This is a genomic window from Mesorhizobium sp. M1066 (genome assembly GCF_040318635.1).
Lineage (GTDB): Bacteria > Pseudomonadota > Alphaproteobacteria > Rhizobiales > Rhizobiaceae > Mesorhizobium.
Map to the genome: position 1 here is coordinate 1 of NZ_JAMYMR010000002.1, position 15,116 is coordinate 15,116.

14 protein-coding genes and 1 tRNA gene are annotated in these 15,116 nt (G+C 63.3%); 10 read left to right on the top strand and 5 right to left on the bottom strand.

Features of this window, described 5'->3' with window-relative positions; translation table 11 throughout:
- Nucleotides 1-156: 156 nt before the first annotated feature.
- The gene (locus tag NKH52_RS02945; protein WP_013529716.1) at nucleotides 157-624 is read right to left on the bottom strand and encodes an Hsp20 family protein; all 468 of its coding nucleotides are present in this window, start codon (nucleotides 622-624) and stop codon (nucleotides 157-159) included.
- A 478-nt stretch (nucleotides 625-1,102) separates the two neighbouring features.
- Here NKH52_RS02945 and NKH52_RS02950 point away from each other — a divergent pair, with 478 nt between their 5' ends.
- Nucleotides 1,103-2,080 (top strand): alpha/beta fold hydrolase, encoded by a 978-nt coding sequence (locus NKH52_RS02950; RefSeq protein WP_352728336.1) that lies wholly within the window; start codon nucleotides 1,103-1,105, stop codon nucleotides 2,078-2,080.
- Between the two features lie 97 nt (nucleotides 2,081-2,177).
- Here NKH52_RS02950 and hisN read toward each other — a convergent pair whose 3' ends face one another.
- The gene (gene hisN / locus NKH52_RS02955) at nucleotides 2,178-2,951 is read right to left on the bottom strand and encodes a histidinol-phosphatase (RefSeq protein ID WP_023810077.1); all 774 of its coding nucleotides are present in this window, start codon (nucleotides 2,949-2,951) and stop codon (nucleotides 2,178-2,180) included.
- A gap of 327 nt (nucleotides 2,952-3,278) precedes the next feature.
- Nucleotides 3,279-4,220, bottom strand: a complete 942-nt coding sequence (locus NKH52_RS02960; protein WP_352728334.1) for an N-formylglutamate amidohydrolase — start codon at nucleotides 4,218-4,220, stop codon at nucleotides 3,279-3,281.
- Between the two features lie 164 nt (nucleotides 4,221-4,384).
- Between NKH52_RS02960 and cpdR the strand changes: the two genes are divergently transcribed.
- Both cpdR and NKH52_RS02970 read left to right on the top strand, forming a co-directional pair.
- Entirely contained in the window at nucleotides 4,385-4,747 is a 363-nt protein-coding gene (gene cpdR, locus NKH52_RS02965; RefSeq protein ID WP_006199474.1) for a cell cycle two-component system response regulator CpdR, read from the top strand.
- Nucleotides 4,748-4,863: 116 nt separating this feature from the next.
- Nucleotides 4,864-4,938 (top strand) — tRNA-Val (locus NKH52_RS02970).
- Between the two features lie 112 nt (nucleotides 4,939-5,050).
- Here the strand turns inward: NKH52_RS02970 and NKH52_RS02975 are convergent.
- Both NKH52_RS02975 and NKH52_RS02980 read right to left on the bottom strand, forming a co-directional pair.
- Entirely contained in the window at nucleotides 5,051-5,257 is a 207-nt protein-coding gene (locus NKH52_RS02975; RefSeq protein WP_352728333.1) for a hypothetical protein, read from the bottom strand.
- A 189-nt stretch (nucleotides 5,258-5,446) separates the two neighbouring features.
- A complete protein-coding gene (locus tag NKH52_RS02980) occupies nucleotides 5,447-6,601 on the bottom strand; it encodes a dihydrodipicolinate synthase family protein (RefSeq protein WP_352728332.1) in 1,155 nt (384 codons plus the stop codon).
- Nucleotides 6,602-6,853: 252 nt separating this feature from the next.
- Between NKH52_RS02980 and NKH52_RS02985 the strand changes: the two genes are divergently transcribed.
- From NKH52_RS02985 to NKH52_RS03015, 7 genes are all read left to right on the top strand, one after another.
- Complete coding sequence (locus tag NKH52_RS02985) at nucleotides 6,854-7,912, top strand: LacI family DNA-binding transcriptional regulator (RefSeq protein ID WP_352728330.1); 1,059 nt, start codon at nucleotides 6,854-6,856, stop codon at nucleotides 7,910-7,912.
- A complete protein-coding gene (locus NKH52_RS02990) occupies nucleotides 7,909-9,510 on the top strand; it encodes an acyl CoA:acetate/3-ketoacid CoA transferase (RefSeq protein ID WP_352728328.1) in 1,602 nt (533 codons plus the stop codon). The genes NKH52_RS02985 and NKH52_RS02990 overlap by 4 nt, the downstream gene beginning before the upstream one ends.
- Nucleotides 9,503-10,279, top strand: coding sequence for an enoyl-CoA hydratase/isomerase family protein (locus NKH52_RS02995; RefSeq protein ID WP_352728326.1), 777 nt, complete (start codon nucleotides 9,503-9,505; stop codon nucleotides 10,277-10,279). Before NKH52_RS02990 ends, NKH52_RS02995 begins: the two co-directional genes overlap by 8 nt.
- Before the next feature lie 9 nt (nucleotides 10,280-10,288).
- Nucleotides 10,289-11,800: an aldehyde dehydrogenase family protein gene (locus NKH52_RS03000; RefSeq protein WP_352728324.1), complete on the top strand. Its 1,512-nt coding sequence runs from the start codon at nucleotides 10,289-10,291 to the stop codon at nucleotides 11,798-11,800.
- Between the two features lie 57 nt (nucleotides 11,801-11,857).
- Nucleotides 11,858-13,111, top strand: coding sequence for an ABC transporter substrate-binding protein (locus tag NKH52_RS03005; RefSeq protein WP_352728322.1), 1,254 nt, complete (start codon nucleotides 11,858-11,860; stop codon nucleotides 13,109-13,111).
- 104 nt (nucleotides 13,112-13,215) lie between these two features.
- On the top strand, nucleotides 13,216-14,172 hold the full coding sequence (locus tag NKH52_RS03010; RefSeq protein ID WP_352728320.1) for a carbohydrate ABC transporter permease: 957 nt from the start codon (nucleotides 13,216-13,218) through the stop codon (nucleotides 14,170-14,172).
- Nucleotides 14,169-15,113, top strand: coding sequence for a carbohydrate ABC transporter permease (locus NKH52_RS03015; RefSeq protein WP_128303136.1), 945 nt, complete (start codon nucleotides 14,169-14,171; stop codon nucleotides 15,111-15,113). The genes NKH52_RS03010 and NKH52_RS03015 overlap by 4 nt, the downstream gene beginning before the upstream one ends.
- Nucleotides 15,114-15,116: the final 3 nt, after the last annotated feature.

Below are 15,116 nucleotides of genomic sequence, written 5' to 3' on the forward strand. Positions count from 1 at the left end.
CCCCCCCCCCCGCCCCCCCCCCCCCCCCCCCCCCCCCCCCCCCCCCCCCACCCCCCCCCCGGTCCCCCCCCCCCCCCCCCCCCAACCCTCACCCCCCCCCCACCAAAACCCCCCCCCCCCGCCCCCCCGCTTCCGTCTCGGGAGGAGACTTGTACTTTAGGCAGCGGTCTTGGCCTCGATCTGCTTGGCCTTGGCCGAAGACGCCGTAATGGCGATCTTGCGCGGCTTCAGCTCCTCGGGGATGTTGCGCTTGAGGTCGACGAAGAGCAGGCCGTTCTTCAGCGAGGCGCCAACGACCTCGACGTGGTCGGCAAGCTGGAAGCGGCGTTCGAAAGCCCTCGAGGCAATGCCGCGATAGAGCAACTCGGACCCTTCGCCGGTACCCTCGTCCTTGCGCTCACCCTTCACGGTCAGCACGTTGCGATGGGCTTCGATCGAGATTTCCTCGTCCGAGAAGCCGGCAACCGCCATCGAGATGCGGTAGGAATCCTCACCGGTGCGCTCGATGTTGTAGGGCGGATAGGTCTGCGCGCCATCCGGCTGCGCAAGCGAATCCAGCATCGTGAACAGACGATCGAAGCCGACGGTAGAGCGATAAAGCGGGGAAAAATCAACGTGACGCATGAGGTGTTCTCCTGTTGAGCAACATGGTTTGCGTATGGCCGGTGCGAAACCCTTGAGCGGCGTTTCGGGTGGGCCAGCGGCCCCGACATTGGCGACCGCATCAGACATTTGGGGAGCGCTCGAAAGCATTTCAAGATTTCACCCGACGGCAAAAGCCGTGCGGCTGATTCCCAGATGAACGGCAGATGAACCGGCGCTTCGGCGCGCGTTCAGACAGCCGGCGCTAGAGTGCATTCCAGGATCAAGGACTGGCGGCGCCGATCGCACAACAGGCGCCGCAACGAGGCCGACCGGGTGTTAACGTCCCTTCCTCCCGGATCGACAGAGGCCGGAAGCACGCTTTCAAGCGGCTTCCGGCCTTCCCCGTTGCAGCCTCCGTCACCGGGAATTCCTTGGCTTTTGGCGCATGGGCGTCTATCACCTTAGCGGAGCCGGCCAGCGCAGGCGGGCATGCGAGACGCCGAGCACGAAGCGCCGAATGACGGATCTTTTCACCGAAAACTCCCTTTTTCACGAAATCGAGGGCAATCCGCGGCCGGAAAATGCCACCGGCGGCTTCTTCACCACGCGTGACCGCAAGAATATCCGCTACGGCCTGTTCGGCGCAGTCGCTCGCCCGATGAAGGGCACCGTGGTCCTGCTCACCGGCCGCAACGAGTGCATCGAGAAATATTTCGAAACCATCCGCAACCTTGCCGATCGCGGCTTTGGCGTCGCCACCCTCGATTGGCGCGGCCAGGGCGATTCCGACCGGCTGATCCGCGATCACCAGCGCGGCTACGTCAGCAGCTTCCGCGACTACACCGCCGACCTCGAACAATTCTTCGAGGAGATCGTGCTGCCCGATTGCCGCGGACCGTACTACATCCTCGCCCATTCGGCAGGTGCCTTGATCACCCTGCTTGCCGCCCCGTCGATGGTGAACCGCATCCGGCGCATGGTGCTGATCGCGCCCTTCCTGACGCTGCCCGACCTGCCGGTCTCGATCTCGACGGTTCGCCGCGTCTGTTCTCTGTTCTGCGCTCTGGGCCTCGGCCGGCTCTACGCCGCCTGGGGTCCGCGGCCGAGGGTAACGGCCCCTTTCGAGACCAACAAGCTGACATCGGACCCGGAGCGCTATCGGCGCAACACACGGATCTACGAAGAATACCCGCAACTGGCGCTTGGCGGGCCGACGATCCGCTGGCTGCAGGCAGCCGCGAAAGCTTCGGAAGCCGTCAGCGACCCCGATTTCATGGCTCGGATCCAGGTCCCGCTGCTGATCATCGCCGCCGGCGCCGACCAGGTCGTCTCGACCAGGGCCGTGGAAACCTACGCCAGGCGTCTGAGGCTCGGTTCGCTGCTGATGATCGATGGCTCCCGCCACGAAATCCTGCAGGAAGCCGACATTTACCGCGAGCAATTGCTCGCCGCTTTCGACGCCTTCATTCCCGGGAGCGACGACCCCACAGCCTGACAGGCGCCGGTCGCTGGCCTGCTCCCCAAGGAGGCCGCCGGCAGTAAAACGACTGCTTCAAGCGGTTGGCATTACCTGAATGGCAGCGGACGCTCGTTTAGCCGCGCAAGGCGGCCATGGCGGCGGCATGAAGCTCTGGCGTCGCCGCGGCGAGCACATCGCCGCCCTGTTCCGCCGGCCCGCCATCGAATGTGGTGACGACGCCGCCTGCCTTTTCGATGATCGGGATCAGCGCCACGATGTCGTAGGGCTTCAATCCGGGATCGGCGACGATGTCGACGCTTCCCGAGGCGATCATGGCGAAGGCATAGCAATCGGCGCCGTAGCGGGCGAGCTGGATCTGTCTTTCGAATGCATCGTAACGGTTGCGCGCCTCGCCCTTGAACAGGGCCGGCGTGGTGGTGAACAGCGTCGCCTGGTCCAACTTCGTCGTCTTGCGGGTCGTCAGTTTTCGTGGCCCGCCTGGCCCCTCATAATGGGAGCCCGAGCCGTTGGCGTAAAAAAGCTCGCCGGTGAAGGGTTGCGCCATCATGCCGGCAACGGCGTCGCCGTCGATCGTCAGCCCGACCAGTGTGCCCCACACCGGCAGGCCGGAAATGAACGCGCGCGTGCCGTCGATCGGGTCGATCACCCAGACATGCCGGCTCGAAATGTTCTCGCTGCCATGCTCTTCACCAAGAATGCCATGGTCGGGATACTCAGCAGAGATCAGCGCCCTGATGGCGCGCTCGGCCTCGCGATCGGCCTCGGTGACCGGATCGAAACTGCCCTGTTCCTTGTTGGCGACCGCACCTTGGCTGCGAAAGCGCGGCAAGGTCTCCGCCGCTGCCACCTGCGCGATGCGGCGCATGAAACCGACACTGATGTCCAACTGATTCTCCCGCACTGCAGCATGTCCGAGCCGTGCTCTGCCGCCAATTTCGCACCAAAACAAGAGAGTTCGACGACTTTTCCGCGACGGCATCTGTTGCCCGGATGTCACACAGGCGTCGTCGAAACGCAATTTCCACATCAGAGTGAATTAAAAAAGCCTGAAGGTCGCTTGACATTTGTGCAGCGCACAATACCCTTGATCTCGGACAGGGTTTCCTGTCCATGCCCTCCTTGGGCGTTTCCTCCCTAGACTTCGACCGTATCGTGCAAACGATGCGGTCTTTTTTTACGCCGCGATTTCACTCTGCGGCCAACGGCCGGTCGCTCACTCGGCGGCTAGCGGCAGGTCGATGAAATGATGGTCGGGCATCGACATCAGGTCGGCTGAGAACCGAGTCAGATCATCGACCAGCGCATCGAAGCCGGCGGCCTTCTCGAATGTCCGCTCGTTCATGTAGAGCCCGCGATTGACCTCGATCTGCAGCGCATGCAGATGGCGCGCCGGGCGGCCGTAATGCTCGGTGATGAAGCCGCCGGCATAGGGCTTGTTGTGGGCAACCGAATAGCCCATGGCGCTGAGCAGGCCGATCGCGGTCTCGGTCAGGGCGGCGGTTGCCGAGATGCCGAAGCGGTCGCCGATGATGAAGTCGGGCCGCAGACCGCTGTCGCCGACACGGATGCTCGCCGGCATCGAATGACAGTCGATCAGCACGGCAAAACCGAACCGCGCATGGGTCCGGGTCAAAAGCCGCTTCAGCGTTTCGTGATAGGGCTTGTAGACGGCTTCGATGCGGGCAACCGCTTCGGCCAGCGGCAGGCGGCCGGAATAGATGTCGAGCCCCTCGCCCACCAGCTTCGGCACCGTGCCAAGCCCGCCGGCCACCCGCGCCGAGCGGATGTTGCAGAACGACGGCACTGGTTCGGCGAACATGCGCGGATCGAGCTCCCACGGCTCGCGATTGACGTCGAGATAGGCGCGCGGGAAATTCGCCGCCAGCAACGGCGCGCCTAGCGCCACGGCGCCGCCGAACAGCTCATCGACGTAACAGTCTTCCGACCGGCGGATGGCGTTGCGGTCCAGCCTTGCCATGGCCAGGAAGCGTTCGGGATAGTAGCGGCCGCTATGCGGCGAGTTGAAGAGGAAAGGGACGCGCTGCTCGGCGCCCGACCGGATTTCGAAGGGTGGAAAGACCGAAAAATCCTCGGCTGCCGTCTTCAATTTGAGCGAACCCGAAAACACCAGTGCATCATGATGTGAAAGTGTCACCTTGCAGGCCGCGTGTCCAGCATTTCAGCGGCAGCACACGCCCTGGCAAATATGGATCATCGCCGTCCGCGTTCACTTGATGTTTACCCTCACCTCCTCATATACAGGATGGTTAACGGGCTTGCCCAACGGCAATCTCGGGCGGGTGATTCGGACGGGATAACATGGCACGCATTCTTCTGGCGGAAGACGACGACGATATGCGTCGGTTCCTCGTCAAGGCGCTGGAGCGCGCCGGTTACCAGGTCAGCGATTTCGACAATGGCGCCAGCGCCTATGAGCGGCTGCGCGAGGAGCCGTTCTCGCTGCTGTTGACCGACATCGTCATGCCGGAGATGGACGGCATCGAACTGGCGCGCCGCGCCACGGAGATCGATCCTGATTTGAAAGTCATGTTCATCACCGGTTTCGCCGCCGTTGCGCTGAACCCTGATTCCAAGGCGCCGAAAGACGCCAAGGTGCTGTCGAAACCGTTCCATCTGCGTGACCTCGTCAACGAGGTCGAGAAGATGCTGCAGGCGGCCTGAGCCGTTTTCTAGGCAAGGCGCCGCGCCTCTTCGCCACTGCGGCGAGACGACGCCTTCTTTCCTTTTTCCTGCTATTGACGCGCTGGATCAAAAATGGTGTATGCGCGGCTTCGGATGGGCGTGTAGCTCAGCGGGAGAGCACTGCATTGACATTGCAGGGGTCACAGGTTCAATCCCTGTCACGCCCACCATCCAACCAGACGATACGGTTTGCACATAGAGCTTGGGTTCATTGAACCACACGCAAGCTCCTTGGCGCGAAACCGTCCCGGTGCTGACCGGGACGGGCGACAGGCAATCAGATCATTGCGGCGCTGGATCAGGCGTATTGCCCGGCCTGTCGCCGCCGCCCTTGCCTTCGCGGCAAGGCTCGCCGATACCGCAGCATTTGCCGTTATAGGTGACGCCAGGCTTCAGCCTGTCGCATTCCCTGGGAGCGGTTGTTTTGCAGCCGGCCACCACCGAAACGGCGATGGCGGCCAAAAGGACGTTTCTTGAAACAGTAAACATCAGACGTTCTCCTTGATGGACCATGTTTGGACACATCGCTTGGTCGCGCCTCGGGAGAAATTGGTTCACAAGAAAGTTGGTGACGACGGCGATAACCACCCTCGCGGTCGTTCGACAGCGGAGACGCCTGGGCTGCCGCAGCAATCGCGTGGCGATGCGTCCCCTTCGACCGGTCAGCCTTTCTGCGCTTCAGATGCCCGCGACGGTGCAAAGGCTCTTCATCCTGGCCACCGCCAGATCGGGATCGGCGAGCAAACCTGCCTGGTCGGCAAGGCGGAACACGTCGGCATAGTGACGGATGCCGCGCGCCGACTGCATGCCGCCGATCATCGCAAAATGGTCCTGATGGCCATTCAGCCAGGCCATGAAGACGATGCCGGCCTTATAATATTCGGTCGGCGCCTCGAAGATTTTTCGTGATAGCGGCACGGTCGGCGCCATCAACGCGTCATAGCCAGTGCGGTCACCTTCCGCCAGTTTCGCCAGCGCTGCGTTGGCGACCGGCGCAATCGCGTCGAAAATACCGAGCAGTGCGTGCGAGTGCTTCCTGCCGTCGCCGGCGATCAGTTCGGGATAATTGAAATCGTCGCCGGTGAACATGAAGACGCCTTCCGGCAGCCGGCTCCTGAGCGCAACTTCCTTGCCGGCATCGAGCAATGAGATTTTTATCCCTTCGACCTTGCCGGCGTGGCGTTCGATGATGGCGACCACGGTGTCGAGCGCGGCCTCGAAATCGCTGCTGCCCCAATAGCCCCTGAGCGCCGGATCGAACATGTCGCCCAGCCAGTGCAGGATGACCTTGCCGGAGGACTGGGACAGGATGCGGTCGTAGACGCTGACATAGTCATCCGGCCCCTTGGCAACTGCCGCCAACGCCCGGCTGGCCATCATGATCGCCTTGCCGCCGAGCCCTTCGATAAAAGCGAATTGCTGCTCATAAGCGGTGATCACATCGTCCAGCGTCCTGGCGGCGGCGGGCGCCAGATGGTCGGTGCCGGCGCCCGAAGCCAGGTCGGCGCCATCGACGGTGCGCGCCTCGGCGATCGAGCGGCGGATCAATTCCTGCGCATTTGTCCAGTCGAAACCCATGCCGCGCTGCGACGTGTCCATCGCCTCGGCGATGCGGAAACCGAGCCGCCACAGATGGTGCCGGAACGCCATCGTCCTGTCCCAGTCGACCACCGGCCTGGACCATGGATCGGTCGTCGCAAGCGGATCGGCAACGACGTGTGCGGCGGCATAGGCGATGCGCGAGAACCGCGCGCCGATCATCGGCTGCACCGGCTGGCCGACAAGCACATAGCGGGCGCTGCGGCCATCCTCACCAGGCAAGAAAATGTCCATCGATCTCTCCCTTCGTCGCGCCTATAAATGGAACGTTCCAATAAATCAAGAACCTTTAGGATTCAGAGTTCATTCACAGGCAAATGCTGCATTGCAGCACAGAAAGCCTTATAGGACATGCCATTTGAGTACGCACAATCGATTTTCAAGGCTGAGAAAAAATCCGCATTGACTCGGGATTGAACAAGCGATTAGAACGTTCCAATAGATTTGATCATAAATTTGATCGTAATGTTGGGAGGATGCATCTGGATGGCCAACCGGGCCAAGGCGACGATATTCGACATCGCCCGCGAAGCAGGCGTGTCCAAGTCGACGGTATCGCTCGTGCTCCAGGGCAGCGGGCTGATCCGGCCCGAAACAGCAAGCAAGGTGCGCAAGGCGATCGAGGATGTCGGTTACGTCTACAACCGCGGCGCCGCCAATCTGCGCAAGGCGCACTCCAATGTCATCGGCATGGTCATCAACGATCTCACCAATCCTTTCTTCGCAGAGCTGGCGGTTGGCATGGAGCGGGTCTTCCAGTCGGCCGGCATCGTGCCGTTCATCGCCAACACGGCGGAAAATCCGGTGCGCCAGGAAGAAGTGCTGAAGTCGCTGATGGAGCAAGGCGTCGCCGGTCTCATCGTCTCGCCGGCTCGCGGCACGACGCCGGGCGCCTTCAGGCGGATCGAGACGGCGGGTCTGCCGGTTGTCTTCGCCATGCGCCGGCTTCCCGAGAGCCGCATTCCGGTGATCGCGCCCGACAATCATCGCGGCGCCTATCTCGCCACCGCTCATCTGATCGGCAAGGGACATCGCCGGCTGGTCTTCTTCGGCGGCTCGTCCGATCTGGTGGTCTATCACGAGCGGCTTGGCGGATTTCGCGAAGCCTGTGAGACGCAGGGCATCGCCGCCCGCGACGCACTTGTCGTCGAAGGCGAGACCAGCCGCAGAGGTGGTATCGCGTGCCTGGAGACCGCTCTCGCTATGGCTGAACCGCCGACCGCGGCACTCTGCTTCAACGACGCCGTCGCCTTTGGCGCCATGCTGGCGCTGCGCAAGCGCGGGCTTGAGCCGGGCGCGGATTTCGCCGTCGTCGGCTTCGACGACGTGGCCGAGGCCGAGCACTACATGCCGGCTCTGACCAGCGTTGCGGTGGACTCGGCCGGCCTCGGCGAACGCGCCGCCCATGTCATGCTGAAAATGATCCAGTCGCGCACCACGCGGGCCGAGGACCATATCGGCGCGGTCAATCTGGTCGTCAGGGAAAGCTGTGGCCCGGATCGCCGCACCCGAAACAGGACGGCCGGTTCGGGGAGCATGAATTGAGCAAGGTCGTTTCGGCAGCGCAGGCGGCGGGCCTGATCAAGGACGGCATGGTCGTATCCGTGTCGTCGTCGAGCGGTCTCGGCTGTCCGGACGCGGTGCTTGCCGCGATCGGCGAACGCTTCGATGGGGAAGGCCACCCAAAAAATATCACCACACTTCACCCGATCGCCGCCGGCGACATGTACGGCATCAAAGGCATCGACCATCTGGCCAAGCCCGGCCTGCTGAAGCGTACTTTGTGCGGCTCCTACCCGTCCGGCCCCTCCTCTTCCGAACCGCCGCAGATCTGGAAGATGATCGGCGACAATTCGGTCGCCGCCTACAACGTGCCGTCCGGCATTCTGTTCGACATGCACCGCGAAGCGGCCGCCAAGCGGCCGGGCGTGCTGACCAAGGTCGGTCTCGACACCTTCGCCGACCCGCGCCACCAGGGCTGCGCCATGAACGCCGCCGCCAGCGAGCCGATCGTTTCGGTGCAGCAGTTCGACGGCGAGGAATGGCTCTATTTCCGCTCCATCGTGCCGCAGGTCTCGATCATCCGCGCCACGTCGGCCGACGAGCGCGGCAACCTCACCTACGAGCATGAGGGGGCCTATCTCGGCGGGCTGGAGCAGGCGCTCGCCGCCCGCAACAATGGCGGCATCGTCATCGCGCAGGTCAAGCGCGTCGTCGAAAACGGTACGCTGAAACCGCATGACGTGCGCGTGCCGGGCGTCCTGGTCGACCATATCGTCGTCGCGCCCGACCAGTTGCAGACGACGCTGACACCCTATGACCCGGCGATCTCCGGAGAAATCTTCCGGCCGCTGTCGAGCTTCCGCACGCCGGAGATGAACGTCCAGAAGGTGATCGCGCGCCGCGTCGCCATGGAGTTGCGCGACGGCATGGCCGTCAACATCGGCTTCGGCATTTCCGCCAATGTCCCGCGCATCCTTCTCGAGGAAGGCCAGCACGGCAAGGTCACCTGGGTGATCGAACAGGGCGCGGTCGGCGGCGTGCCGCTGCTCGACTTCAAGTTCGGCTGCTCGTCAAACGCCGACGCCTTCATGCCTTCGCCGCACCAGTTCATCTATTTCCAGGCCGGTGGCTTCGATGCTTCGCTGTTGTCCTTCCTGCAGATCGACCGCCATGGCTCGGTCAACGTCTCGAAGCTTTCGGCGCGGCCGCATGTGACGGCGGGTGCCGGCGGCTTTGTCGACATCACCGCGCGGGCGAAGAAGATTGTGTTCTCCGGCTTCTTCAACGCCGGGGCAAAACTGTCATTGGCCGATGGCGGCATCCGCATCGACGCGGAAGGCAAGGTCAAGAAGGTGGTCGCGGAGGTCGAGCACATCTCGTTTTCGGGCAAGCGGGCGGTCGCGCAGGGACAGGACATCACCTATGTCACCGAGCGCTGCGTAATGAAGCTGACATCGGAGGGGTTGGTCGTCACAGAACTCGCACCCGGCATCGATCTGCAGCGCGATGTCATGGCCCAGGCCGAAATACCGCTTGGCGTTGCCAAGGACCTCAAGACGACACCGGAAGCCCTCTACCTGGACCAGCCGATAGGCCTGTCGCTGAATGACGGCGCGTCACTCGGAGGCGCGCATGGCTGAGCCTCTCGTCACCTTCGAGCAGGATGGTGCCATCGGCGTCGTCACGCTGCGCCGGCCGGAGAAATTCAACGCACTCGACATCCCGATGCTGCGCGCGCTGGAGACGGCGCTCGATGAAGCTGAGGACACGGACGGCGTGCGCGTCGTGCTGCTGCGCGGCGAAGGCAAGGGTTTTTGCGCCGGCGGCGATGTCGAGGCCTGGGCGCAGATGAGTGCCGCCGATTTCCAGGTGCAATGGGTGCGCTACGGCCACCGCGTCTTCGACCGGCTGGCGCGGCTCAGGCAGCCGACCATCGCCGTTCTGTCCGGCCATGCGCTGGGCGGCGGCCTGGAACTGGCTGTGGCTTGTGATTTCCGCGTCGCGGAGACACAGGTGAAACTGGGCTTCCCCGAAACCTCGATCGGCGTCGTTGCCGGCTGGTCCGGCACGCAGCGCGCCGTGCGCCGTTTCGGCGCGCAGACGGTGCGGCGCATGGCGCTAGGCGGCGAGATATTTCTCGCCCCTGAAGCACTGGCCTTGGGCATTGTCGATCGGGTGGTCGAAACCGGCAAGGCGCACGACGAAGCCAAGGCATGGGCCGAAAATATCGCCGAACGCGGACCGCTGGCGACGGAAGCCGCCAAGCTGATGATCGCCGTCGCCGAAGGCGAGGAAAGCGCTGCCGCCACGGAAGCGCTGGCCAGCGGCTTCATAGCCATGACCGGCGACCTCAAGGCCGGTGTCGGGGCCTTCAAGGCCAAGCAGAAGCCGGCCTTTTCGAGATCCTAGAGGAAACACATGAACGCACCCCTCAAGATTTCCATGCCGGCCGAGGCGTCCGCCGCGCCGAAGGCGTACAGGCTGCTGATCGACGGCAAGCATGTCGATGCCCGCGACGGCCGCACGATTGCGCGCCAGAGTCCCGGCCATGGCTTCACCGTCTCGCACTATGCGCAGGCCGGCGAGGCCGAAGTGGAAGCCGCGGTGCAGGCCGCGCACAAGGCTTTCGAGACCGGCCCATGGCCGCGCATGAAGGCGGCCGAACGTGCCGCGATCCTGCTCAAGGCGGCCGACCTGATCGAGGCGCGGCTCGAAGACATCGGCCGGCTCGACGCGCTGGAATCCGGCAAGCCGATCGCCCAGGCGCGCGGCGAGATCGGCGGCGCCGTCGACATCTGGCGCTATGCCGCCGCGCTCGCCCGCACGCTGCATGGCGAATCCTACGCCAATCTCGGCGACGCCATGCTGGGCGTCGTGCTGCGCGAGCCGATCGGCGTCGTCTCGATCATCACGCCGTGGAATTTCCCGTTCCTGATCGTCAGCCAGAAACTGCCCTTCGCACTCGCTGCCGGCTGCACGGCGGTGGTCAAGCCGAGCGAAATGACCTCGGCTTCGACCTTTGTGCTCGGCGACATCCTGATGCAGGCCGGCCTGCCCGCCGGCGTCGTCAACATCCTCGCCGGTCTGGGCGCCGATGTCGGCGCGCCGATGGTCAGCCATCCCCTGGTCGAGATGGTGTCGTTCACCGGCTCCACCCGCGTCGGCAAGATGACGATGGCCTCGGCCGCGCAGTCGCTGAAGAAAGTCTCGATGGAACTCGGCGGCAAGAACGGTCAGGTCGTCTTCCCGGACGCCGACCTCGAAGCGGCCGCCGATGCGGCGGTGTTCGGCGGCTTCTTCAATGCCGGCGAATGCTGCAATGCCGGCAGCCGGCTGATCGTGCACGAGGCGATCGCCGACGATTTTCTCAGCGCCGTAAAGGCGCTCACCGCCAGGGTAACGGTCGGCGATCCGCTCGACGACCGGACCAGGGTCGGCGCGATGATATCGTCCGACCATTTGAAGAAGGTAGCCGGCTATGTTTCTGCCGCTGAAGGCGACGGCAGCCAGGTTTACAGTGGCGGCAAGCAATTGACCTCCAATGTCGGCCAATACCTCGATCCCACCATCATCCGCGGCGTTACCGAGGACATGGCCATAGCGCGCGAGGAAGTGTTCGGTCCGGTGCTCTCGGTTCTGACATTTGAATCGATTGAAAAGGCGTTGCACATCGCCAACAACACGCCCTATGGTTTGTCGGCGGGCGTGTGGAGCGCCAGCATCGACACTTGCATGTCGGTCGCGCGTGGAGTGCGTTCGGGAACCGTCTGGGTGAACACATTCATGGAAGGTTATCCCGAGCTGCCGTTCGGAGGCTACAAGCAGTCCGGTCTCGGACGCGAACTCGGCAAACGCGCCGTCGAGGATTATACCGAGGAAAAGACAATCCAGTTTCATCGCGGCCAGCGCACCGGGTGGTGGGTCGGCTGAGTTGAGAAGAACCCGGTGGGCTTCACCGGTCGTGTAATGCAACAAGGGAGGAAGTACATGTTGCGCAAACTGCTTATCGGAACGGCTCTCGCGTCGGGCCTGGCTTTCGCGGCCCATGCCGAGGACGTCAAGGAAGTCCAGATGCTGCATTGGTGGACGTCGGGTGGCGAAGCGGCTGCTCTCAACGTCCTCAAGGGCGACCTGGCCAAGGAAGGCTATGCCTGGAAGGACGTGCCGGTGGCCGGCGGTGGCGGCGATGCCGCCATGACCGCGCTGAAGGCAATGGTCGCGGCCGGCAATTACCCGACCGCCTCGCAGATGCTCGGCTACACCGTGCTCGACTATGCGGCCGCCGGCGTCATGGGCGACCTGACCGAAACGGCGAAGAAAGAAGGCTGGGACAAGTCCGTTCCGGCAGCCCTGCAGAAGTTTTCGGTCTATGAGGGCAAGTGGGTCGCGGCTCCGGTCAACGTTCACTCGGTCAACTGGCTGTGGATCAACAAGGCCGTCCTGGACAAGATCGGCGGCACCGAGCCGAAGACCTTCGACGACTTCGTTGCCCTGCTCGACAAGGCCAAGGCGGCAGGCGTGATCCCGCTCGCTCTCGGCGGCCAGAACTGGCAGGAAGCCACCATGTTCGACTCCGTCGTGCTGTCGACCGGCGGACCCGAGTTCTACAAGAAGGCCTTCAACGACCTCGATGACGAGTCCCTGAAGTCCGACACGATGAAGAAGTCGTTCGACAATTTGGCCAAGCTCGTCACCTTTGTCGACCCCAACTTCTCCGGCCGCGACTGGAACCTTGCCACCGCCATGGTCATCAAGGGCGATGCCCTTGTGCAGGTCATGGGCGACTGGGCCAAGGGCGAGTTCAACGCCGCCAAGAAAACGCCGGGCACCGACTTCCTGTGCTATCGCTTCCCGGGCACCGACGGCTCAGTGATCTACAACTCCGACATGTTCGGCATGTTCAACGTTCCGGACGACCGCAAGGCCGCCCAGGTCGCGCTGGCCACCGCCACCCTGTCGAAGAGCTTCCAGTCGGCCTTCAACGTCGTCAAGGGTTCGGTTCCGGCCCGTACCGACGTTCCGGACACCGACTTCGACGCGTGCGGCAAGAAGGGCATCGCCGACCTGAAGGCAGCCAACGAAGGCGGCACGCTGTTCGGCTCGCTCGCCCAGGGCTATGGCGCGCCCCCGGCGGTCGCCAATGCCTACAAGGACGTCGTCTCCAAGTTCGTCCATGGTCAGATCAAGACCTCGGACGAGGCCGTGACCGAACTGGTCAAGGCGATCGACGACGCCAAGTAAGCGCCACGCGCCAAAAACGCCTTCCCCGCTCCGGCGGGGAAGGCCCAGATCCGCGAACTTAGATCCGCGAAGCTGGTTGGCCGCGAGTCGACGGGAGGAGCCCCATGAGCACGGTAGCGACAAGCCAGATCAAGCTGACGCCGGAGCATGCGGGGCCACGCGCCTCGGTGCGCTCACGCCTGCAGGACGCATTGCCGAAGATCGTGCTGGCGCCCAGCTTTGCCATCACCATCGTCTTCGTCTACGGCTTCATCCTGTGGACGATCTATTTGTCCTTCACCAATTCCAAGACCTTTCCGTCCTATGTCATCACCGGCTCGCGCGCCTATCAGCGACTGTGGGGCTGGACCTTCGACACCGACCCGCCCTCGAGCTGGTACACGTCGATCACCAATATGGGCATCTTCGGCTTTCTCTACATCTTCATCTGCCTGGCGCTCGGCCTGTTCCTGGCCATCCTGCTCGACCAGAAGATCCGCGGCGAAGGCGTGTTGAGGCCGATCTATCTCTACCCGATGGCGCTGTCCTTCATCGTCACCGGCGTCGCCTGGAAATGGTTCCTCGATCCCGGCCTCGGCCTCGAGCAGACCTTGCATCAATGGGGCTGGACGAGCTTCCATTTCGACTGGATCAAGAACAAGGATTTCGTCATCTACACGGTGGTCATTGCCGGCGTCTGGCAGGCCTCCGGCTTCATCATGGCGATGTTCCTGGCCGGCCTGCGCGGCATCGACGGCGAGATCATGAAGGCGGCGCAGATCGACGGCGCCACCACCTTCCAGCTCTACCGCCGCATCGTCATTCCGCTGCTGAGGCCGATCTTCCTGTCAGCCTTCATCGTGCTCGCGCACCTCGCCATCAAGTCCTACGATCTGGTCGTGGCGCTGACCAGCGGCGGCCCCGGCGGCTCGGCCTGGCTGCCCTCCAACTTCATGTATGAGTACACGTTCAAGCGCAACGAGATGGCCGTCGGCTCGGCAAGTGCGGTGATCATGCTGATGACCATCGTCACCATCATCGTGCCCTATCTCTATTCGGAACTGCAGGAGAAGCCGCGATGAGCGCCGTCACCACCCCCGCCCGCCAGGCCTCCGGCGGCGTCAACGTCAAGATCCTCAACCGTATCGTCATCTACGGGCTGCTGGCACTGTTTGCGCTATTTTATCTGATGCCGCTGTTCGTCATGCTGGTGACCTCGTTCAAGACCATGGACGAGATCCAGAACGGCAACATGCTGGCGCTGCCCACGGCGCCGACCTTCGATCCGTGGCTGAAGGCCTGGGGCGAGACCTGCGTCGGCCTCACCTGCGCCGGCATCAAGGGCTATTTCTGGAACTCCATCAAGATGGTGGTCCCGGCCGTGCTGATCTCGACGATGCTCGGCGCGCTCAACGGCTACGTGCTGACCAAGTGGCGTTTTCGCGGGGCAACGCTGGTGTTCGGGCTGATGCTGTTCGCCTGCTTCATCCCGTTCCAGTCGGTGCTGCTGCCGATGGCGACCATCCTCGGCAGCCTCGGCCGCTTCGGCGTCACGCTGCAGAATGCAACGGGAACCAGCTTTGGCCTCGGCAACCCGACGGTCAACCTCGTCTTCGTCCACGTCGTCTACGGCATCGGCTTCACCACGCTGTTCTTCCGCAACTACTATGAGGCGTTCCCGACCGAACTGGTCAAGGCGGCCCAGGTCGACGGCGCCTCGTTCTTCCAGATCTTCCGCCGCATCATGCTGCCGAATTCAATGCCGATCTTCGTCGTCACGGTGATCTACCAGTTCACCAACATCTGGAACGACTTCCTGTTCGCCTCGGCTTACGCCGGCACCGGCGACGCGATGCCGATGACGGTGGCGCTCAACAACGTCGTCAACACGTCGACCGGCGTCGTCGAATACAACGTCAACATGGCCGCCGCGATGATCGCGGCACTGCCCACCCTTCTCGTCTATGTGCTCGCCGGCCGCTACTTCGTGCGTGGTCTCATGGCTGGCGCCGTCAAAGGATGATCT